General features: G+C 53.0%; 20 protein-coding genes. 6 read left to right on the forward strand and 14 right to left on the reverse strand.

Going from position 1 to position 19,125, the window contains the following annotated elements; translation table 11 throughout:
* Window positions 1-154: 154 nt before the first annotated feature.
* The gene (rhtC, locus tag LVQ77_RS20795) at window positions 155-775 is read left to right on the forward strand and encodes a threonine export protein RhtC (RefSeq protein ID WP_232866769.1); all 621 of its coding nucleotides are present in this window, start codon (window positions 155-157) and stop codon (window positions 773-775) included.
* Between the two features lie 14 nt (window positions 776-789).
* Here the strand turns inward: rhtC and rhtB are convergent, their stop codons facing one another.
* Window positions 790-1,410 (reverse strand): homoserine/homoserine lactone efflux protein, encoded by a 621-nt coding sequence (rhtB, locus tag LVQ77_RS20800; protein ID WP_232905388.1) that lies wholly within the window; start codon window positions 1,408-1,410, stop codon window positions 790-792.
* Between the two features lie 79 nt (window positions 1,411-1,489).
* On the opposite strand from rhtB, the gene pldB reads away from it, so the two are divergent.
* From pldB to LVQ77_RS20815, 3 genes are all read left to right on the forward strand, one after another.
* Window positions 1,490-2,482: a lysophospholipase L2 gene (pldB, locus tag LVQ77_RS20805; protein ID WP_064561634.1), complete on the forward strand. Its 993-nt coding sequence runs from the start codon at window positions 1,490-1,492 to the stop codon at window positions 2,480-2,482.
* 31 nt (window positions 2,483-2,513) lie between these two features.
* On the forward strand, window positions 2,514-3,320 hold the full coding sequence (yigL, locus tag LVQ77_RS20810; RefSeq protein WP_064515217.1) for a sugar/pyridoxal phosphate phosphatase YigL: 807 nt from the start codon (window positions 2,514-2,516) through the stop codon (window positions 3,318-3,320).
* Between the two features lie 112 nt (window positions 3,321-3,432).
* Window positions 3,433-4,332: a carboxylate/amino acid/amine transporter gene (locus LVQ77_RS20815; protein ID WP_151995934.1), complete on the forward strand. Its 900-nt coding sequence runs from the start codon at window positions 3,433-3,435 to the stop codon at window positions 4,330-4,332.
* Here LVQ77_RS20815 and metR read toward each other — a convergent pair.
* Entirely contained in the window at window positions 4,220-5,173 is a 954-nt protein-coding gene (gene metR, locus LVQ77_RS20820) for an HTH-type transcriptional regulator MetR (protein WP_232905389.1), read from the reverse strand. The two genes, LVQ77_RS20815 and metR, sit on opposite strands and share 113 nt — an antisense overlap.
* Window positions 5,174-5,294: 121 nt before the next feature.
* On the opposite strand from metR, the gene metE reads away from it, so the two are divergent.
* On the forward strand, window positions 5,295-7,556 hold the full coding sequence (gene metE / locus LVQ77_RS20825) for a 5-methyltetrahydropteroyltriglutamate--homocysteine S-methyltransferase (protein WP_232905390.1): 2,262 nt from the start codon (window positions 5,295-5,297) through the stop codon (window positions 7,554-7,556).
* 41 nt (window positions 7,557-7,597) lie between these two features.
* Here metE and LVQ77_RS20830 read toward each other — a convergent pair whose 3' ends face one another.
* The 12 genes from LVQ77_RS20830 to LVQ77_RS20885 form a co-directional block, all read right to left on the reverse strand.
* Window positions 7,598-8,074, reverse strand: coding sequence for a GNAT family N-acetyltransferase (locus LVQ77_RS20830; protein ID WP_232866784.1), 477 nt, complete (start codon window positions 8,072-8,074; stop codon window positions 7,598-7,600).
* Window positions 8,065-8,337, reverse strand: a complete 273-nt coding sequence (locus tag LVQ77_RS20835; protein ID WP_154155068.1) for a type II toxin-antitoxin system TacA family antitoxin — start codon at window positions 8,335-8,337, stop codon at window positions 8,065-8,067. The genes LVQ77_RS20830 and LVQ77_RS20835 overlap by 10 nt, the downstream gene beginning before the upstream one ends.
* 91 nt (window positions 8,338-8,428) lie before the next feature.
* On the reverse strand, window positions 8,429-8,593 hold the full coding sequence (locus tag LVQ77_RS20840; RefSeq protein ID WP_232905391.1) for a hypothetical protein: 165 nt from the start codon (window positions 8,591-8,593) through the stop codon (window positions 8,429-8,431).
* A gap of 145 nt (window positions 8,594-8,738) precedes the next feature.
* Entirely contained in the window at window positions 8,739-9,644 is a 906-nt protein-coding gene (locus LVQ77_RS20845; protein ID WP_232866788.1) for a LysR substrate-binding domain-containing protein, read from the reverse strand.
* Between the two features lie 78 nt (window positions 9,645-9,722).
* Complete coding sequence (locus LVQ77_RS20850; protein ID WP_232905392.1) at window positions 9,723-10,946, reverse strand: cytosine permease; 1,224 nt, start codon at window positions 10,944-10,946, stop codon at window positions 9,723-9,725.
* A 25-nt stretch (window positions 10,947-10,971) separates the two neighbouring features.
* Entirely contained in the window at window positions 10,972-11,364 is a 393-nt protein-coding gene (locus tag LVQ77_RS20855; protein WP_232905393.1) for an allophanate hydrolase-related protein, read from the reverse strand.
* A gap of 54 nt (window positions 11,365-11,418) precedes the next feature.
* Window positions 11,419-12,378 carry a carbamate kinase gene (locus LVQ77_RS20860; protein ID WP_232905394.1) on the reverse strand — a complete coding sequence of 320 codons (960 nt, stop codon included), beginning with the start codon at window positions 12,376-12,378 and terminating at the stop codon, window positions 11,419-11,421.
* Window positions 12,375-13,796 (reverse strand): YlbE family protein, encoded by a 1,422-nt coding sequence (locus tag LVQ77_RS20865; protein WP_232866798.1) that lies wholly within the window; start codon window positions 13,794-13,796, stop codon window positions 12,375-12,377. Before LVQ77_RS20865 ends, LVQ77_RS20860 begins: the two co-directional genes overlap by 4 nt.
* Entirely contained in the window at window positions 13,793-15,352 is a 1,560-nt protein-coding gene (gene fdrA / locus LVQ77_RS20870; RefSeq protein ID WP_232905395.1) for an acyl-CoA synthetase FdrA, read from the reverse strand. The genes LVQ77_RS20865 and fdrA overlap by 4 nt, the downstream gene beginning before the upstream one ends.
* A 96-nt stretch (window positions 15,353-15,448) precedes the next feature.
* Window positions 15,449-16,324, reverse strand: coding sequence for an oxamate carbamoyltransferase subunit AllH family protein (locus LVQ77_RS20875; protein WP_232905396.1), 876 nt, complete (start codon window positions 16,322-16,324; stop codon window positions 15,449-15,451).
* A gap of 5 nt (window positions 16,325-16,329) precedes the next feature.
* Window positions 16,330-16,995 carry a cysteine hydrolase family protein gene (locus tag LVQ77_RS20880; protein WP_232866807.1) on the reverse strand — a complete coding sequence of 222 codons (666 nt, stop codon included), beginning with the start codon at window positions 16,993-16,995 and terminating at the stop codon, window positions 16,330-16,332.
* Between the two features lie 263 nt (window positions 16,996-17,258).
* Window positions 17,259-18,083 (reverse strand): dienelactone hydrolase family protein, encoded by an 825-nt coding sequence (locus LVQ77_RS20885; protein ID WP_232905397.1) that lies wholly within the window; start codon window positions 18,081-18,083, stop codon window positions 17,259-17,261.
* Between the two features lie 270 nt (window positions 18,084-18,353).
* Between LVQ77_RS20885 and udp the strand changes: the two genes are divergently transcribed.
* Complete coding sequence (gene udp, locus LVQ77_RS20890; RefSeq protein WP_034461657.1) at window positions 18,354-19,115, forward strand: uridine phosphorylase; 762 nt, start codon at window positions 18,354-18,356, stop codon at window positions 19,113-19,115.
* Window positions 19,116-19,125: the final 10 nt, after the last annotated feature.

The raw sequence follows: 19,125 nt of genomic DNA on the forward strand, positions 1-19,125 counted from the left end.
CATTCTTCAAGCTGCAGGGGTGTTGGCTGCACTCACTTACCCCAGTCACTTACTTATGTAAGCTCCTGGGGATAAGTTCCCTGGCCGCCTACCTGCAACTCGAAGTATTTAGGGTATAGTTATTGTCCAATTAATTATCCAGCGAGCTATTCCTATGTTGACGCTTTTTTTGACCGTAGCGGTATTACACATCGTTGCGTTGGTCACTCCCGGTCCCGACTTCTTCTTCGTTTCGCAGACCGCCGTTAGCCGTTCCCGCAAAGAAGCTATGATGGGCGTGCTGGGCATTACTGGTGGCGTGATGGTCTGGTCAGGTGTGGCGCTGCTCGGCCTGAATCTGATCCTTGAAAAAATGGCGTGGCTACACAGCATTATTATGGTCGGCGGTGGTTTGTATCTGTGCTGGATGGGCTACCAGATGCTGCGTAGTGCGCTGAAAAAAGAGAAGCCTTCCGAGGAAGTACCTGCGGTAGAGCTGGCACATGGTGGACGCAGTTTCCTGAAAGGGCTGCTCACTAACTTGTCGAACCCTAAAGCCATTATTTACTTCGGCAGCGTGTTCTCGCTGTTCGTGGGCAATGATGTGGGAAGCGCCGAACGTTGGGGTTTATTTGTAATGATCGCGCTGGAAACCTTCGTGTGGTTTACGGTCGTGGCTAGCTTGTTCGCACTGCCGAAAATGCGCCGCGGTTATCAGCGCCTTGCGAAGTGGATTGATGGAACAGCCGGTGCGTTGTTTGCCGGATTCGGCATCCACCTGATCATCTCCCGCTAATCTTCCGCTGAAAATTAGGCCTGGCGCGCTCCCGCAAGGAGTGCGCCAACCAACATAAACAGCGAACCAAATACGCGGTTCAACGCTTTCATCTGCTTTGGTCCTTTAATCCAGCCTGCAATACGTGTCGCAAGCGTCGCATAGCCAATCATCACAATAATATCGACTACTACCGTGGTCACGCCGAGCACTAAATACTGTACCGCCTGTGGCTCGTGTGGAGAGATAAACTGTGGGAAAAGTGCAGCAAGAAAGACGATGCTTTTTGGGTTCGTCAGGTTCACAAAAACCGCGCGCTTAAACAGACGACTGCGTGGTTGGGTCGTCGCCAGAGTATTCAAGTCCAGCGCACCCGCGGCACGCCATTGCTGAATACCAAGCCAGACAAGATAAGCGGCACCCGCCCATTTCAAAATTTCAAAAGCCAGCAACGAGTGTGAGAACAGCGCACCAAGCCCAATCCCAACCAGCACAATATGAATCGCAAGCCCCGTTTGCAGCCCGGCAATCGACGCGGCAGCCCCCCGATAGCCGTGGCTAATGGCGGTGGTCATGGTATTAATTGCCCCGGAACCGGGTGACAGACTCAGAATTAATGTGGTTACGAGATAGGTAAACCACCACTCAACGCTCATGTGAAATTCCCTGATCGAACACTTTTATGCCACAATACGCTATTGTTGATGAGCGTGCTACGAATCACAAAAAAGCGATATGACTCAGCATAAAAATGGATGGTCAAACAGGGAAAACGCCTTTGCGGCTTTCACCACGGGTCCACTGATGGACTTCTGGCGGCAGCGCGAAGAGTGTGAATTTTCAGGCGTCGACGAAGTGCCGGTACGCTACGTACGCTTTCGCGCGCAGGATCACGACAGGGTCATTGTCGTTTGCCCTGGCCGTATCGAAAGTTACGTCAAATATGCCGAACTGGCATATGACCTTTTCCATTGCGGGTTCGATATTTTAATTATCGACCACCGTGGGCAAGGGCGTTCCGGACGCATGCTTTCGGACTCGCATCGCGGCCATGTGGCGAAATTTAGCGACTATGTCGACGACTTTGACCGCTTTTATCAGCATGAAGTCGCCAACGGCCCCTGGAGAAAACGCTACGCGTTAGCGCATTCCATGGGCGGCGCGATAATTACGCTGTGGCTTGAGAAAAACTCACAATGCTTTGATGCAGTTGCGCTGTGTGCGCCGATGTTTGGTATCGCCTTGCGCTGGCCTGACTGGATGGTGCGCCATATTCTTGATTGGGCGGAAGGCCATCAGCGTATTCGTGAGGGTTATGCAATCGGAACAGGCCGCTGGCGTGCATTACCATTTAGCGTTAATGTCCTGACCCATAGCCGTGAACGTTACCGCCGTAACCTGCGTTTTTATGCTGATGAGCCAGCATTGCGGTTGGGTGGGCCAACGAATCACTGGGTAAGAGAAGGGATACTCGCAGGAGAACAGGTTTTAGCAGGAGCCACCGCTATCACCACGCCGATTTTTATCCTGCAGGCAGAAGAGGAACGCGTCGTAGATAACCGTGCGCATGACCAATTCTGTGAGATTCGCGCCGCGGCGGGCCACCCTTGTGAGGGGGAAACACCTTACGTCATAAACGGTGCGTATCATGAGATCCTGTTTGAAAAGGACGATATGCGGACCGAAGCGCTGAATGCCGTCATCGCGTTTTTTGACAGGCATAATTAATCTGAATTTAACACCAGAGGTTCCAAATCCTATGTACCATGTCGTTGCGTCTGACTTAGATGGCACGTTGCTGTCCCCTGATCACACTCTCTCCCCGTATGCTAAAGAAACGCTGAAATTGCTCACCGCTGAAGGTGTTCATTTCGTCTTCGCAACGGGCCGCCACCATATCGACGTGGGGCAGATTCGCGATAACCTCGAAATCAAAGCCTACATGATCACCTCAAACGGTGCGCGTGTGCATGATACTGACGGCAACCTGGTGTTCAGCCACGATCTCGACCACGACATCGCGCAGGACTTGTTTGGTGTGGTGCATACTAATCAAGATATCGTGACCAACGTCTACCGTGGCGACCAGTGGTTTATGAACCGCCACCGCCCGGAAGAGATGAAATATTTTAAAGAAGCGGTGTTCAATTACACCCTGTTTGAACCAGGCTTGCTGGAAGCTGATGGCGTCAGCAAAGTGTTCTTCACCTGTGATTCACATGAAAAACTGCTGCCGCTTGAGCAAGCATTGCTCGCTCGCTGGGGCGACCGCGTGAATGTGAGTTTCTCGACGCTGACTTGCCTGGAAGTGATGGCGGGTGGCGTGTCGAAAGGTCACGCGCTGGAAGCGGTATCCAAAGCGATGGGCTACGGCCTGAAAGACTGCATTTCCTTTGGTGACGGCATGAATGACGCGGAAATGCTGAGCATGGCGGGTAAAGGCTGCATCATGGGCAACGCTCACCAGCGCCTGAAAGACTTGCTGCCAGAGCTTGAAGTCATTGGCACCAACGGTGATAACGCGGTTCCGCATTACCTGCGCAAGATGTTCCTCGGCAAAGACTGATTCGTAATAAACGAGTGGTGGATTAATCACCACTCGTCAACCAAATAGTTCAACTTCTGCACATTCCCTTCGCTACAATGAAGCATTAATCTCCCGTAGTAGAGACTTCATCGTGCCGTTACTGATCATCACCACTATTCTGTGGGCCTTCTCTTTTAGCCTGATTGGCGAATACCTTGCCGGGCATGTCGACAGCTACTTTTCAGTGCTGATGCGCGTCGGGCTGGCGGCGATAGTGTTCCTGCCATTCCTGCGCTTTAAAGGCTACAGCGCGAAAACTCTGTTGCTGTATATGCTGGTGGGCGCACTGCAACTCGGCGTGATGTACCTGTTTAGTTTCCAGGCGTATCTCTACCTCACCGTTTCAGAATTCCTGCTATTTACGGTAATGACGCCGCTTTACGTTACGCTGATTTATGACCTGATCAGTGGCAATAAGCTGCGCTGGGGATATGCGCTTAGTGCCGGACTTGCGGTGATTGGTGCGGCGATTATTCGCTACGACAAAGTGAGCGATCACTTCTGGATTGGCCTGATGCTGGTCCAGGCGGCAAATATCTGCTTCGCCATCGGTATGGTGGGCTACAAACGGCTGATGGAAACACGTCCTATGCCGCAACGTTGCGCATTTTCGTGGTTCTACCTCGGGGCGGCAGTCGTGGCTGTAACAGCCTGGTTTGCGCTGGGAAATCCGCAAAAACTCCCAACCACCAACCTGCAATGGGGCATTCTGGTGTGGCTTGGCGTGGTGGCTTCCGGGCTGGGCTACTTTATGTGGAACTATGGTGCGACTCAGGTGGATGCGGGCACGCTTGGTATCATGAACAACGTACATGTTCCGGCGGGGCTGCTGGTTAACCTTGCCATCTGGCAAGAACAGCCTCACTGGCCGAGTTTTATTATTGGTGGGTCGGTGATAATGGCTTCGCTATGGGTACATCGCCATTGGGTCGCTCCGCGTTCTTCACAAACGGCAGATGCTCGCAAGCGTGTGAACGCGTCGAGCGAATAAACGCTTCCGTCACCGGTTGACGCTGCTCGCCATCGCGCACTGCGGCATACAACCGGCTCCACAGTCCTTCGCCCAGGGTTTTGGTTACGACCAGACCCTGGCGCTCAACATTTTCCACTACCCAATGTGGCAACGCAGCAATCCCCATGCGGGCTGACACCATCTGAATCAGCAACAGCGTGTTATCGACACTTTTCAGCGATGGGCTGATGCCCGCGGGTTGCAGGAAATGGCGCCAGATATCGAGTCGTTGGCGCTGCACCGGGTAAATCAACAACGTTTCGCTGCTCAAATCTTCCGGTTCAATACGCGTTTTGCTTGCCAGCGGGTGATCCGTTGCCAGCACCAGGCGCACTTCATAATCAAACATTGGCGAATAATGCAGACCGCTGCGCGGCAGGATGTCGGACGTTAATACGATATCCAGCTCGCTTTGTTGCAGAGCAGGCTGCGGGTCGAACGTCACGCCAGATTTGAAATCCAGATCCACCTGCGGCCAGGTTTTGTGGAAGTTTTCCAGCGCGGGCGTCAGCCACTGAATGCAGCTATGGCATTCGATGGCGATGCGAAGCCGGGTCTGGTGCGGTTCATTGCAAGCCTGAAGCGCACGGCTTATCTGCGGCAAAACTTGTTCAGCCAGTTGCAATAGCACCTCGCCCTGCGGCGTAAACCGTAGTGGCTGACTTTTACGGACAAACAGGCGGAAACCCAGGCGCTGCTCCAGATCGCTGAATTGATGGGAGAGTGCCGATTGGGTTTGATGCAACGCGGCGGCAGCAGCGGCTAAAGAGCCGCAATTTCGTAACGCCTGTAGCGTCCGCAGATGTTTGATCTCGATCATGAAAGTCCTTCACTTCGGCATGAGCAAATTGCGCTTGAGGAATATACAGTACCTGTTGATTATAGATGTGTAAACATCTGGACGGCTAAATGCGTCGAATAATGAATATTGAGGAAAGAACATGACGATAAAAAATCACACCCTCGGCTTCCCTCGTGTTGGCCTGCGTCGCGAACTGAAAAAAGCACAAGAAAGTTACTGGGCGGGCAACTCCACTCAGGAAGAATTACTGGCGGTAGGCCGCGAACTGCGTGCCCGCCACTGGGACCAGCAAAAACAGGCTGGCGTCGAATTGCTACCGGTGGGCGATTTCGCCTGGTACGACCACGTTCTGACAACCAGCTTGCTGCTTGGCAACGTGCCGGCTCGTCATCAGAACGCGGACGGCAGCGTCGATATCGACACCTTATTCCGCTTGGGCCGTGGCCGGGCACCCACTGGTGAGCCAGCCGCAGCCGCTGAAATGACCAAATGGTTCAACACTAACTACCACTACATGGTGCCGGAGTTCACTAAAGGCCAGCAGTTCAAATTGACCTGGACACAGCTGCTGGATGAAGTAGATGAAGCACTGGCGCTGGGCCACAACGTGAAACCTGTGCTGCTTGGGCCAGTCACTTACTTGTGGCTTGGCAAAGTGAAAGGCGAGCCGTTTGACCACCTGAGCCTGCTGCAAGATATTCTGCCGGTTTACCAGCAGGTGCTGGTGGAACTGGCAAAACGTGGCATCGAATGGGTGCAGATCGACGAACCGGCGCTGGTGCTGGAGTTACCACAAGAGTGGCTGGATGCGTTCAAACCGGCTTACGACGCGCTGGCTGGTAACGTTAAACTGTTGCTGACCACTTACTTTGAAGGCGTGACGCCAAACCTGAATACCATTACCCAGCTTCCGGTGCAGGGCCTGCATGTGGACTTCGTGCATGGAAAAGATGATATCAACGCATTGCATCAGCAACTGCCAGCCGACTGGCTGTTATCGGCCGGTGTGATTAATGGCCGTAACGTCTGGCGTGCCGATCTGACTGAGAAATATCAGCAGTTGCAAGCGATTGTCGGCAAACGTGATTTATGGGTCGCGTCATCGTGTTCACTGCTGCACAGCCCAATCGATCTAAGTGTGGAAACGCGACTGGATGCAGAAGTGAAGAGCTGGTTTGCCTTCGCGCTGCAAAAATGTGCCGAGTTGTCTTTGCTGACCGACGCGCTGAACAGCGGTAACACAGAAAAACTGGTTGAGTGGAGTGCGCCGATTCAGGCCCGTCGCCATTCACAACGTGTCCATAATGCGGCAGTCGGCAAACGTCTGGCGACTATTACAGTGCAAGACAGCCAACGCCAGAACAACTACACCGTTCGCGCGCAGGCTCAGCGTCAGCGCTTTAACCTGCCAGCGTGGCCGACCACCACCATCGGTTCATTCCCGCAAACAACCGAAATCCGTGGCCTGCGCCTCGACTTCAAAAAGGGAAATCTTGACGCCAACAACTATCGCACCGGTATTGCAGAACATATCAAACAGGCCGTTGCCGAGCAGGAGCGTTTAGGGCTGGACGTGCTGGTTCATGGTGAAGCCGAGCGTAACGATATGGTGGAATACTTCGGCGAGCACCTCGACGGCTTCGTGTTCACCCAAAACGGCTGGGTGCAGAGTTACGGTTCACGCTGTGTGAAACCACCAGTTGTGATTGGTGACATCAGCCGCCCGGAAGCGATTACTGTGGAATGGGCGAAGTACGCGCAATCCCTGACCGACAAACCCGTTAAAGGCATGCTGACTGGCCCGGTGACGATTCTTTGCTGGTCATTCCCACGCGAAGACGTAAGCCGTGAAACCATCGCCAAACAAATCGCCCTGGCACTGCGTGATGAAGTGGCAGATCTGGAGGCGGCAGGTATTGGGATCATCCAGATTGATGAACCCGCTCTGCGCGAAGGTTTACCGCTGCGCCGTTCCGACTGGCAGGCGTATCTGGAATGGGGTGTGGAAGCCTTCTGCCTGAACGCTGCCGTGGTGCGTGATGACACGCAGATCCACACGCACATGTGTTACTGCGAGTTCAACGACATCATGGACTCCATTGCCGCGCTGGATGCAGACGTGATCACCATCGAAACCTCGCGTTCCGATATGGACCTGTTGGAGTCATTTAAAGAGTTCGAATACCCGAATGAAATCGGACCGGGCGTGTATGACATCCACTCACCGAACGTACCGAGCGTGGAATGGATTGAAGCATTGCTGAAGAAAGCGGCGGAAAGCGTCCCGGCAGAGCGCTTGTGGGTGAACCCGGACTGTGGCCTGAAAACCCGTGGCTGGCCGGAGACTCGCCAGGCACTGGCGAATATGGTGAAGGCTGCGCAGAATTTGCGTAAAGCTTAAAAATAAACGCCTTCTCTCTTTCGGGAGAAGGCGTTTTGCTATCAGAGTTTCAGGAATAACGTGTCTGGAATTGAGTGCGATGCGGTAAAACCGAAGTCCTCATAGAACTTAGCTGCGTTATCCGTCAACGCACGCACAACGAGTGCACGGACGCCAAGGCTTTCAGAAATGGCCATCGCGCGCGCAAAAGCATCCTTCACTAAATCCCTGCCAATCTTCTTTTTTTGAAAAGTATAATCAACAGCCAGGCGGCCAAGGATAATGACAGGTATAGGGTCTGGCATGTTGCGACGAATACTACTGGTTGCATCGCTATGGCTGATCCCCCCGGCTGCCAGTGCATAGAATCCAATAACGCGTTTAGTCCCAGCCTGGCAGACAACAAACGTTCGGGAAGCACCGAAAGCCTGGTTCTTTAATGCTTTTAGTTTCAACCAGTCATCCAGCGTTTTCTCTCCGCAACAAAACTCAGCCAGAATATGTTCTGAATTGAGTGGTTCAGGCGGCGTTATTCCCATACTGATTTGCTACTCAGCAGCCTGGCAAGTTTTGGATTGTCGCTAACCGGTGAGTCAATGACGTCCAGAAACTCCTGATATTGCTCATCGTTGAGTGTAAACAGGCGCTGGTCAAGAAGGATATCCTCTGCTTCGCGGCAGGCAACCTCCAGCATAAAATCTGTTCGGGATTTATGAACCAACTGTGCCGCGCGATCGATAAGATCACGCTGTTCTGCTTTTGCCCGAATATTAATCGGGGCTTCCTTTGCCTGGGGTTTCATGGCCTTCTCCCAATATGGGGTGTGTATCTAATCACTACACGCACAATAACATGGTGTGTAGTGATTCGCTACACAGGATAAATCTGTTTACTTAGTGGACGACTGATACAGCCTCACCACTCGTCATCACCAGGCCTTTCGCCGTGTTCACAAAACGCGGCGCTTTTAAATCTTCGGCCAGTAGATTCACCAGTTCGAAGAGTATTCCGATGATGTGTTCTTGCTGCTCTGGTGATTCCAGTTGATTCAGCAACACAATGGTTAGCGATGCACAATATTCGCGCAGTGTTTCTGAGTCGGTAGTCAGTGCACAGCGGTAATTATCGGGCTGTGTTATTGCACGGTCAGGCTCTTAATCATGTGGTCCGGTAGCGGTGCTTGTAAAACGACTTTCAGCACACTCACCCCCTACTCAATCTCCCCGCAACTACCGGATGCTGCAAATAATCCATACACCATTGGCACACTTTCCCCATGCCGTCTGAACGTGCAGCGAGAAATAGTTTGGTGGCGTGTTTATGTTCCTGCATCGGCTTTTTCACCAGTTGCCCGTTATTGAGTAACGGCTGTGCCAGATGATGGGGGATATAACCGATGCCGACGTTTTTCTCTATAAGCGAAATTGCCGTAGGGAAATCGGGCACAAAGAGCGGCTTTTGCCCTTCCAGTAGCCAGGCTTGCTGGGGAATGAAATTCACTGCGGTATCGCGGATGCAAATCGCGGAATACTGGCGTAGTTCGGCATTTTGCAATGGCTGCACCTGGACCGCTAATGGATGTTGCGGGCCGACAACAAAATCCCACTCCAGTTGGCCAATCGGTTCGCTGATAATCCCTTCGCTGCTGGGAACAGCATGTGGCGCACCAATCACTAAATCAGCTCGTTTACTGTAAAGCGCATCCCAACAACCGTTATATACCTCGAGATTTACTCTCAGCATAGTCGATGGGAACTGCCGCTCAAAATCCCAAATAAAGTCCACCAACACTGGTGTGGGGATAATGTTATTCACCGCTACCACCAACTCTTGTTCCACACCGTCCTGAATCAGCACGGTATTACGCTTTAGGGCTTCCAGGTCGTGAAGGATATTTTTGCTGTGCTGGATGAAGTATTCCCCGGCAGAGGTCAGCTCGATATAACGACCTTTGCGGATAAACAACTCCGCGCCAATGCTCTCTTCGGCTTTTTTAATGGTGTAGCTAATCGCAGAAGGGACTTTGTTCAACTGTTCGGCAGCGGTTGTGATGCTCTGATATTTAGCAACCAAATGGACAACACGGATAGTTTCGTCGGAGATGAACATGGCAGGATCCCTGAATGCGTTGAAGGGCCAGATCGTTCCTCGTTCCGGCCACTTGATTACACCAATTATACCCAGGAATTAGCGGCGGTTACCTATCTTGCTTAGTACTGTATAAGCGATGCAGGCCACAAGAATGGAATCAACCGAAGGAATGGTCGTCAGAGTGAACAAACCTTTCACTGTCATAAAGCCGACCGCAGCACCGAGGATCCACGCCACAAAGGTGAGCACCTTGATTTGCGGCTCGCGGGACAGCACTGATTCTTCATAGCCGTTGCGGCGATAAAGGAAGAAGTCAGCGATATAAATCCCTGCAACGGGTGGTGTGGCAATACCGAGGAACAGCAGGAATGGAATGAACCACGCCATAATGTCCATGCTGCCCACAATCGCAGACAACACGCCGAGTGCCACAGTAATCTGCCATTTCGGGAAGCGAGTCAACAGCGTTGAAACTACCAGCGTGCCCTGGAACATGTTCCCGGCATTACCCGTTACACAGGCAAAAATCAGCAGCAGAGCCGCAGGCATAACCGCACCGAACACCGCCATTGCGCCAAGCAAAGAACCCTGGCCGCTAATCGCACTTGGTGTTGCACCAGCCCAGTACAGCAGCGGATAAGCAATCAGGAAGGTGGCTCCCGCCGCAATCAGCGCGTGTTTACGGTTATGCACAAAGCTGCCGAAATCGGGCAATGTGGCGACCAACACAATAATAGTACCCACCACAGTTGATACTGCGACACCCGTATTCATGCTGATTGCAGCAGCGGGTGCGGCAACAGCAGTATGAGTCGCAATATAAAGGATATAGCAAAGCATGGCGGCGATGACGGGTACGGCGATTTGCGCGACCTTCCCCAATACCGCAAAACCAAACGCGGTAGACGCGACAAAAATCACGCAGCCCGTAGCCACCAATAGCTGTACCGGTAACTCCAGTCCATGTTGCGCCAGCAAATCGTGTACCGAATGGCCAAACATATTGGCCGTTACGGCAATCCAGCCAAACAGGCTGATCGCCATCAGGATGTTGATCGCAATTGCGCCTTTTTCACCAAAGGGATATTTCACAATCCCGTAAGTGGGTAGGCGGGCTTTTTCGCCGACGCTGATAGTGATGGCAGACAAGATGGTCAAAATCAACCCACCCAGCAGCACAACGCTAATCAGACCAGAGCTGGAAAGCTGATTTCCCAGGCTCGAAGATGACAACAGGACCGGCGTTACGGCGATCCCCAGCAAAATCATGGCAATACGTAATCCTGACGCCGTGTTGAGACTCTCTTGGGTCTTACGCATATCTTGTTCCCTCTGAATTGCGCTGTTAAGCAGTATGGAAATGGCCGGTGTATTTACGCCAGCTTCCGAGTTCGGTAATTTCGCGCTGGCCTTCAGTCAGCCAGTTTTCAGCTAACACACCCAGCACGATGCTGCCGTCTTGCAGTTTGACTTTGCCGATAGACAACCCCGCAGGTTCGCTTTCCAGCAATGCCGCGAAGCTCACCAATGGCAGCTCCCAGATTTCGAGCTCAACGCTGGTACCGTCGTGCTCCACGCGGATCATGCCTGGATGGTCATCGTTAATGCTCCAGATGCGGTAGTGCGCGTCGGTGCGATCTTCACGGACAAAAGTACCTCCCGCTTTCTGCATATTGGGGTTAAGTTTCAGCCCGCGCATCAGGGTGCCGTTAACGGCGAGTAAAGTGGTTGCTGTCATGATAATTCTCCAGAAATTGCTAATGGGAAGGATGTCCTCCCCAGATAAATTTGATTAAGGTGCGATCCACGTGCCGCTTTGGTGATTCAGTGCGGCCTTAATTGCTTGTGGACTAGTGATAAGGCCGCTTGCGGCATTCCCCGCCTGGACGCTTGCTTTCACAAAACCAAGAATCGCTTCAACTTTTGGCTGCATGCTGCCAACGCCAAACTGACCTTCGTCGAGCAGTTTCTGTGCCTGCGCGATGGTCAGCGTGTCCAGCCATTGTTGTTGCGGCGTGCCGAAGTTAATCGCCACTTTCTCCACGCCCGTTGGGATGAGCAGCAGATCGGCACCGAGTTGCTGAGCTAGCAGGGCAGAAGCCAGATCCTTGTCGATCACCGCTTCAACGCCGCTCAGTTGCTGCTTCTCGTCGCGAATCACAGGAATACCACCGCCGCCGCAGGCGATGACGATGTAACCCTGTTTAACCAACTGCGCGATAGTGTCGCGTTCAATAATTTCGAGGGGAGCCGGTGACGGCACGGTACGACGCCAGCCGCGGCCAGCATCTTCCATCATCGTCCAGCCGAGTTCCTGCTGGCGCTGAATAGCGGTTTGCTCGTCCATAAACGCACCGATCGGTTTGTTTGGGTTAGCAAAAGCGCTGTCGTTTTGATTGACCAGTGTTTGGGTAACGAGAGCCACAACAGGCTTAGAAATGCCGCGGCGAGCCAGTGCGTTGTGCAGTGCTTTCTGGAACATGTAGCCAATCGCGCCCTGGGTGTCGCCGACGGCGTAATCCAGTGGCACCGGAGCTACTTCAGGGCTCGCCAGCTCAGAGCGGCGCAGAATAAAGCCAACCTGCGGGCCGTTACCGTGAGTGAGCACCAGATCCCATCCGGCTTCGACCATATCGGTGATGTGTTTAACGCTTTCCATTACCGCTTCGTATTGGTCTGGAATGCTGTTGTGGCGATCGTCCTGGATCAGCGCATTGCCGCCTACGGCGACTATTGCTAAAGGTTTGCTCATGTGTTCTCTCCCTGGGAAACGACCTTGGCTAGTGCCTGAATGGCATCAACAAAGCAGGACATCGGTGCGGTGGTGATCCCGGCACCTATCTGACCGACCCCCGCTTGCTTATGGGCGATACCGGTATTGATAACCGGCAGAATGCCGCGGTCAGCCACTTTACGTGCGTCGATACCCGCCGCCGTTGGCGCGAAATTCAGTGCAGGCAAGGTGAATGCCGGGTTTGAGCCAAGGGTGATGAACTGCATGCGGCGGCTGTTGTTAGTGGCATCGGCTGGTGTGCCGCCGACAAATTTCACGATGGCCGGGGAAGAAGCCATCGCAAAGCCGCCAACACCTGCGGTTTCGGTAATAGCGCTGTCGCCCAAATCCGCTGCTGCGTCATCAACACCGTAGCCCGGGAAGAACAAGCCTTCGACTGGGTTTGCCGGAGCCTGATACCACTGGTCACCAGTGCCGGACAAGCGAATGCCGAAGTTTACGCCGTTACGCGCCATTACGGTCACCATCGAGCTGAAAGGCACATTGGCTGCGGCATCCATCATCGCTTTGCAGGCGGCCATAGAAAGGTTAAGGAAGAAGTGGTCGTTGCCAGTGATAAATTCCACCACCCGTTGCAGGGTTTCCAGCGGCATGTTGCTGGCCAACAGCGCAGGGACCAGGCGCTTGATCAGCAGGCCCGTTGCAGCGGCATTACGGTTATGAACTTCGTCACCCATGTGCAGCGCTTGTGCCATCAGCGGTTTTAATTCCAGTTCGCCGATGTGGCGCACGGCCACTTTCAGTGCCGGAGCCAGTTCGTTGCGCATCCAGTGCAGACGTTGTAGAACTTCGTCGTTATTCGCGCCAAAGCGCAACACTTTGCCAAGACCTTCATTGAAGTTACAGAAAGCCAGCTTGCCGTTGGTTTTGTTTTCAATCACCCACAGCGGCATGGATGGGCTAATAATCCCCGCCATTGGGCCGACGGCGTTGTAATGATGGCAAGGTTCAAGGTCAACTTTTCCGCTTTTTGCCAGCAGTTCGGCTTCTTCGTGGCTGGTGGCCCAACCTTCAAACAGAATGGCACCCACAATCGCCCCTTTTACCGGGCCGCACATATTTTCCCAGCTGATTGGCGGGCCGGAATGCAGGATAAGTTTGCGTTCTGCCATTGCCGGAATCGCTTCGTCAGCCATCATCACGTCAACCAATACTGGCTGTGCGTTCAGGTAATGCTCCATTGCGACTTGGTTTGCGTGCTCAACCAGCGGGTGGCGCAGCAAATCCGCCAGATCTAAACCCGCTTCGATATTACCCAGCGCAGGTGGCTGCCAGCTCAGTGCAATGGCATCGCCGCCGACTTTTTGAATGTTGTTGGCGAAGCCCGCAAGCCCCGCATTCACCACTTTTAGTGGCTGATTAAATAAGGTATTCATGCGGTTACTCCGTTTTTCTTAGCCTGAGTCTGCGCCACGATGCTCGCCCAAATGGCTGCCTGCGCGTTGCAATCAGCGACAATCACTCCTGCGTTGCGCAGGGATTCAATCTGTCGGCTGCGCTGTTGCGGGTCTGCTTGTGTGCCGCAGACGTGAGCGACCAATAGCGGGGCGTTGGCTTTGTCGATTTTGGCCAGCAGTTCCAGCAATTCAGCGGCAGGTTCTTCGGCTGCGCCATAGCCCAGCACCAGGTCAAACAGCACGATGGCGGTTTGTGGATCGCTCAGTTCAACCAGCAGGCGCTGGTTGCGCAGCGTCGGGTCGATCATCGGGTGCGGTTTGCCACGGGTGAAATCGTCATCACCCATGTCGATCAGGGTGTGGCCTTCACTTTTCCAGATATCAGTCAGTTTGCGGTTGCCATAAACTGGCGTGTTAGAGGAGGCTGTAAAGCCATGTTGTTGGCACAAAAGCTGTGCTTCATAACAGAAAGTGCCGCCCGCAAAGACGCCACGAATCAACTGACGGCTGGCAGGTAGCGCCTGTGCTGCAGTTTGCAGCATGGTTATTTGGGCCGCGTCTGGCTGTAAAGCGTGCTGAATCAGCGGAGTGTTATTCAGCAGCGCGACAGCAAGGTCGGCGGCGCTGGCAAGGGTTGTCGCTGCGGTGACATTTGGGCGGGTAATCTCTGCAGGAATTGCTCCGAGGAAGTTCACTACCACGGGTTTGCCTGCCGCCTGTGCCTGCTTGAGAATACGTTCGGCAACCGCTTTTGAAGGGGGCTTAGAAATTAAAACGATGACTTTTGTGGCTTCATCTTCTGCCAGCGCTTGCAGGCCGAACAGCATGGAAATGCCGCCAATTTCTTCACTTAAATCATGACCGCCGGTGCCGAGTGCCTGAGAAATCCCCGCGCCAAGCTGGTCGATACGGCATGTAACTTCCTGCACGCCGGTACCGGATGCGCCGACCACACCAATCGCGCCGCGATTAACGACGTTGGCAAAACCCAGCGGAATACCGTTAATAACGGCTGTGCCACAGTCTGGCCCCATGACAATCAGGTTACGTTCGCGGGCGTGCACTTTAATCGCTTTTTCCTGCACGACGCTGACGTTATCGCTGAACATCATTACGTTCATACCCAAATTCAGGGCTTTCATCGCTTCGGCAGCGGCGTAATCGCCAGGCACGGAAATCAGTGCCAGATTTGCAGCAGGCTCTTTTTCCAGCGCCATCTCCATGCTCACCAGATCCGGAGTGCGCACACCGTCGTTGCTACTATCTTCGGGTTTACTGTTCAGGCGTTGATGAGCCAGTTCCAGCGCTTCCTCGCAAGCATCTTCAGCACCCATCACCGCGATAATCAGGTCGTTCGGCCCGGCGCTGATGTTGTCCCCAAGTCCTGCGTCGTGCAGTTGCTCGAGGTTAGTTGCCGTTCCCATCACCACGGATGCCTGTTGAATGCCTGGCAATTTGCTGATTTGAGCGGATATCTGCATCAGAGAAACGGAATCCTGATAGAGATTTTTGAAAACTTTATATTCTGATTTCATCGGTTTATGCCTGTTTCTTACTGCCCAATAGTGAAATTTGGGCAAAGCTGTCCCTTGCAGAGTTTTTGTGGCTCTGCATGGGGGGATTGGGTGATGTCAGAGGGTTGCTTTTAAGCTACGCAACCCGTGCAGCATTCCGGCGAGGCAATCGACACCCGAAGACGCGCCAAATTGCATGATCTGTTCTGCGGCGCGGATAACCATCGTGGTTGGCGCTTGCGAGGTGAGTTGTTCCTGCATCGCGCAGATGGGCTGGGAAAAGTGGCCTTCCAGCGCCCGGCACAGATAATGGCGGCTGATGTCCGTGGTACGCGGCAGATGTTGTTCAATTAACAGTTGCAGCCGCGTCTGGTGTGCTTGCAACTCAGGGGTGAGTTGCCACGGGCTGAGTGCCGCCAGATAACCCAACAGGTAATCATCGCCGTCCGGAGTTAAACCTTTGCCGTAACCGATGAGCTTCACCACCTGGTTTTCGAGCTGTTCTGGCAGTTCATATGGTGCCAGCCGGTGCTTGCTTTCGTCTTTGCTCATTGGGCTTGATGCCCAGAGCAAATCGCTTTCCACCTGGTGTTCCAGGCAGTAAAGCAGCAATTGTGAGGCCAGCGTTTCGTAGTGTTGCAAAGCCTCTGGCAGCGCATTCAGGCTCAATGATGAACCGTTAAGTCTGGGTTGCCAGACGACTGCTTTGCTTAAATCCACCTGCCAGCGCGGAGCTTGCCATTGCCTGGCGATCAATTGAACCGCTTCGCCGCGCATTGCCTGCTGCCGCCAGTCCCAGCCTGCGGGTAATGTCACTCGCACTGCATCGGGCAAATTCTGGTAAATATCTGCCGCTAAAAGAGTAAAAAGATGGCCATCGTCAGCGATCAGGTTGATTGCGTGTGCAAAACAGCTGTGAATATGCGCACTCTTTGGTAGCCGGGTGGCGGCCAGATAACCAATGGACTGCGCTGCAAGCGTGACGATAGCCATGCTGATTAGCCTTTCAGGCCTTTAATCACGGAGTTTGCATCGCTGACCCAGCCGAAAATTGCGCCCTGGGCTTTGATCATCTCCAGTGCGTATTTCTGGAATTCCGGGAAGTAAGAACCTACGCAGTCTTCTGGAATAATGCACTCGTAGCCACGGTCATTTGCTTCGCGTACGGTGGTGTTGACGCAAACTTCAGTGGTGACGCCGCAGACGATCAAGGTTTTAACGCCGCTATTTTGCAGAATGAGGTGCAAATCAGTTTGGTAGAACGCCCCTTTGCCTGGCTTATCAATAATTGGCTCGCCAGCAACTGGGTAGAGTTCAGGGATGATGTCGTGGCCCGCTTCACCACGCACCAGAGTACGACCCATCGGACCTGGTTCGCCGATAAAGGTTTTGCCGCCACGAGTCAGTTTAGCTGGAGGGCAATCGGTCAGATCCGGGCGATGGCCTTCACGGGTGTGAATCACCAGCATATTTTTCTGGCGAGCGACCTCGAGCACGCGTTTGCACGGCTCGATTGCGCTGCGAACCAGCGAAACATCATTACCCAGCGCTTCGCCAAAACCACCGGCTTCTACGAAATCACGCTGCATATCAATCATCACCAGCGCGGTCGTTTTTGGATCAAAGGGCAGAGCAAAAGGTTGAGCTTCAAAAGCATGAGTCATCTTAAAATCTCCAGTTCACCAGGTGAGTAATTACATTGTCTGTAGACGAGTATTCAGAAGATATGCTGCTTAAAACAGCGAAATAGTTTCCGTAGCTGCAACGAATAATTTGTATCAACGAAATGGATTAACAAGTGCTGGAGAGGAAGTGTGAGAGGGTTCAAATTGTGGGAGAATGCTGCAAAAAAATTGATGTAAAAACCCGCCAGACACTAAAAAATTGTCGCGATAATGTGAGCCTGACGGGCTTTGAGTTAAATGGGTTACCTGCTTGCACTAAATCGTTCAAACCACGCCAGCATCCGTACCCAGCCATCCTTTGCCGATTCAGCATGATAGCTCGGGCGGTAGTCCGCATTAAAAGCATGGCCCGCTTCCGGGTAGACGATGATTTCTGCGTTGGCATTAGCGGCACGCAAAGCATGGCGCATTGTTTCGACTGTATCCTGTGGAATTCCCGTGTCCTGCCCGCCATAGAGGCCAAGTACGGGCGCATTCAAATTGACTGCGATGTCGACTGGGTGATGCGGGGAGTTTAATGTCTTCTCGCCTACTAATTTGCCATACCAGGCCACAGCTGCTTTCAACTGTGGATTGTGTGCGGCATACAGCCACGTTATACGGCCACCCCAACAAAACCCTGTCATCATCAAACGATGTGCATCACCACCGTTTCTTGCCGCCCAATTGGCGACGTGATCAAGATCCGCGAGCACCTGTGCATCGGGTACTTTTGAAACCAGCCCGCTGAACAGGGTAGGGATATCGGCATAATCATTGGGATCACCCTGGCGGAAATAGAGCTCTGGCGCGATAGCCAGATACCCTTCCAGCGCCAGGCGACGGCAGACATCGCGAATATGCTCATGCACGCCGAAAATTTCCTGCACTACAATCACGATGGGTAAAGGGCCTGCGGCATCTTTTGGCCTGGCGTGATAAGCAGGCATGTTTTCGCCCTGCGTAGGAATTGAGGTTTCCCCTGCATGAATAGCATCATCTGGGGTATGCAATGCGGTTGACGCAAGAGGGCAGGCCGCTGGCGCAAAATGCCCGCCCGGTGATTTACCTGTATGTTCTTCTTTCATTGGCATTCTCCTTACCAGAATTAGCGCAGTGCGATAACTATAGCTTTTCCCCGTTATTCTTCGAGTTGCTGGTGGATTGTTTAGTCGCACTCATCTCAATATCAGAACTATGAGCGCCACCCCTTTAAATGTGATTTTCATCACTATTGCAGTTGAAAATAATGTAACTTGTTTGATTCAAAGTGAAATGCGTCACGAAATTATTTGTGAGGGTTCTGTACAGTACCCCCATAGCAATGTAAGCCAACCTATTCAACGCAGGAGTTTGTTATGTCCAAGTCTGATGTTTTTCACCTCGGCCTCACTAAAAGCGATCTGCAAGGGGCAACACTTGCCATCGTCCCGGGCGATCCTGAGCGAGTTGAAAAAATCGCTGTGCTGATGGACAAGCCGGTCAAATTGGCTGCCCACCGTGAATTTACTACCTGGCGTGCTGAGTTAGACGGCAAGCCAGTAATCGTTTGTTCCACCGGTATCGGTGGTCCATCAACCTCTATCGCGGTGGAAGAACTGGCGCAGTTGGGTATTCGTACTTTCCTGCGTATCGGGACTACCGGTGCAATTCAGCCGCATATCAATGTTGGTGATGTTCTGGTGACAACTGCTTCTGTGCGCCTTGACGGTGCCAGCTTGCACTTTGCTCCAATGGAATACCCGGCAGTGGCCGATTTTGCGTGTACTACCGCACTGGTTGAAGCTGCGAAATCTATTGGCGCGACCACACACATTGGTGTGACTGCATCTTCCGATACCTTCTACCCAGGCCAGGAGCGTTACGACACCTTCTCAGGCCGCGTAGTTAACCGCTACAAAGGCTCCATGGAAGAGTGGCAGCAGATGGGCGTGATGAACTACGAGATGGAATCCGCAACACTGCTGACCATGTGTGCAAGCCAGGGTCTGCGTGCAGGTATGGTTGCAGGTGTGATTGTGAACCGTACTCAGCAAGAAATTCCTAACGCTGAAACGATGAAGAAAACCGAAAGCCATGCGGTTAAAATCGTTGTGGAAGCAGCTCGTCGCCTGATCTAGTCCCCCAGCC

It is taken from the genome of Buttiauxella cochleicola, from assembly GCF_021282435.1.
Taxonomy (GTDB): domain Bacteria; phylum Pseudomonadota; class Gammaproteobacteria; order Enterobacterales; family Enterobacteriaceae; genus Buttiauxella; species Buttiauxella massiliensis.

Bases quoted from the DNA above. Each gene is read 5' to 3' on its own strand.
- rhtC (WP_232866769.1), top strand. From the start codon at position 155: ATGTTGACGCTTTTTTTGACCGTAGCGGTATTACACATCGTTGCGTTG.
- rhtB (WP_232905388.1), bottom strand. From the start codon at position 1,410: ATGAGCGTTGAGTGGTGGTTTACCTATCTCGTAACCACATTAATTCTG.
- pldB (WP_064561634.1), top strand. From the start codon at position 1,490: ATGACTCAGCATAAAAATGGATGGTCAAACAGGGAAAACGCCTTTGCG.
- yigL (WP_064515217.1), top strand. From the start codon at position 2,514: ATGTACCATGTCGTTGCGTCTGACTTAGATGGCACGTTGCTGTCCCCT.
- metR (WP_232905389.1), bottom strand. From the start codon at position 5,173: ATGATCGAGATCAAACATCTGCGGACGCTACAGGCGTTACGAAATTGC.
- metE (WP_232905390.1), top strand. From the start codon at position 5,295: ATGACGATAAAAAATCACACCCTCGGCTTCCCTCGTGTTGGCCTGCGT.
- LVQ77_RS20830 (WP_232866784.1), bottom strand. From the start codon at position 8,074: ATGGGAATAACGCCGCCTGAACCACTCAATTCAGAACATATTCTGGCT.
- LVQ77_RS20835 (WP_154155068.1), bottom strand. From the start codon at position 8,337: ATGAAACCCCAGGCAAAGGAAGCCCCGATTAATATTCGGGCAAAAGCA.
- LVQ77_RS20845 (WP_232866788.1), bottom strand. From the start codon at position 9,644: ATGTTCATCTCCGACGAAACTATCCGTGTTGTCCATTTGGTTGCTAAA.
- LVQ77_RS20850 (WP_232905392.1), bottom strand. From the start codon at position 10,946: ATGCGTAAGACCCAAGAGAGTCTCAACACGGCGTCAGGATTACGTATT.
- LVQ77_RS20855 (WP_232905393.1), bottom strand. From the start codon at position 11,364: ATGACAGCAACCACTTTACTCGCCGTTAACGGCACCCTGATGCGCGGG.
- LVQ77_RS20860 (WP_232905394.1), bottom strand. From the start codon at position 12,378: ATGAGCAAACCTTTAGCAATAGTCGCCGTAGGCGGCAATGCGCTGATC.
- LVQ77_RS20865 (WP_232866798.1), bottom strand. From the start codon at position 13,796: ATGAATACCTTATTTAATCAGCCACTAAAAGTGGTGAATGCGGGGCTT.
- fdrA (WP_232905395.1), bottom strand. From the start codon at position 15,352: ATGAAATCAGAATATAAAGTTTTCAAAAATCTCTATCAGGATTCCGTT.
- LVQ77_RS20875 (WP_232905396.1), bottom strand. From the start codon at position 16,324: ATGGCTATCGTCACGCTTGCAGCGCAGTCCATTGGTTATCTGGCCGCC.
- LVQ77_RS20880 (WP_232866807.1), bottom strand. From the start codon at position 16,995: ATGACTCATGCTTTTGAAGCTCAACCTTTTGCTCTGCCCTTTGATCCA.
- LVQ77_RS20885 (WP_232905397.1), bottom strand. From the start codon at position 18,083: ATGAAAGAAGAACATACAGGTAAATCACCGGGCGGGCATTTTGCGCCA.
- udp (WP_034461657.1), top strand. From the start codon at position 18,354: ATGTCCAAGTCTGATGTTTTTCACCTCGGCCTCACTAAAAGCGATCTG.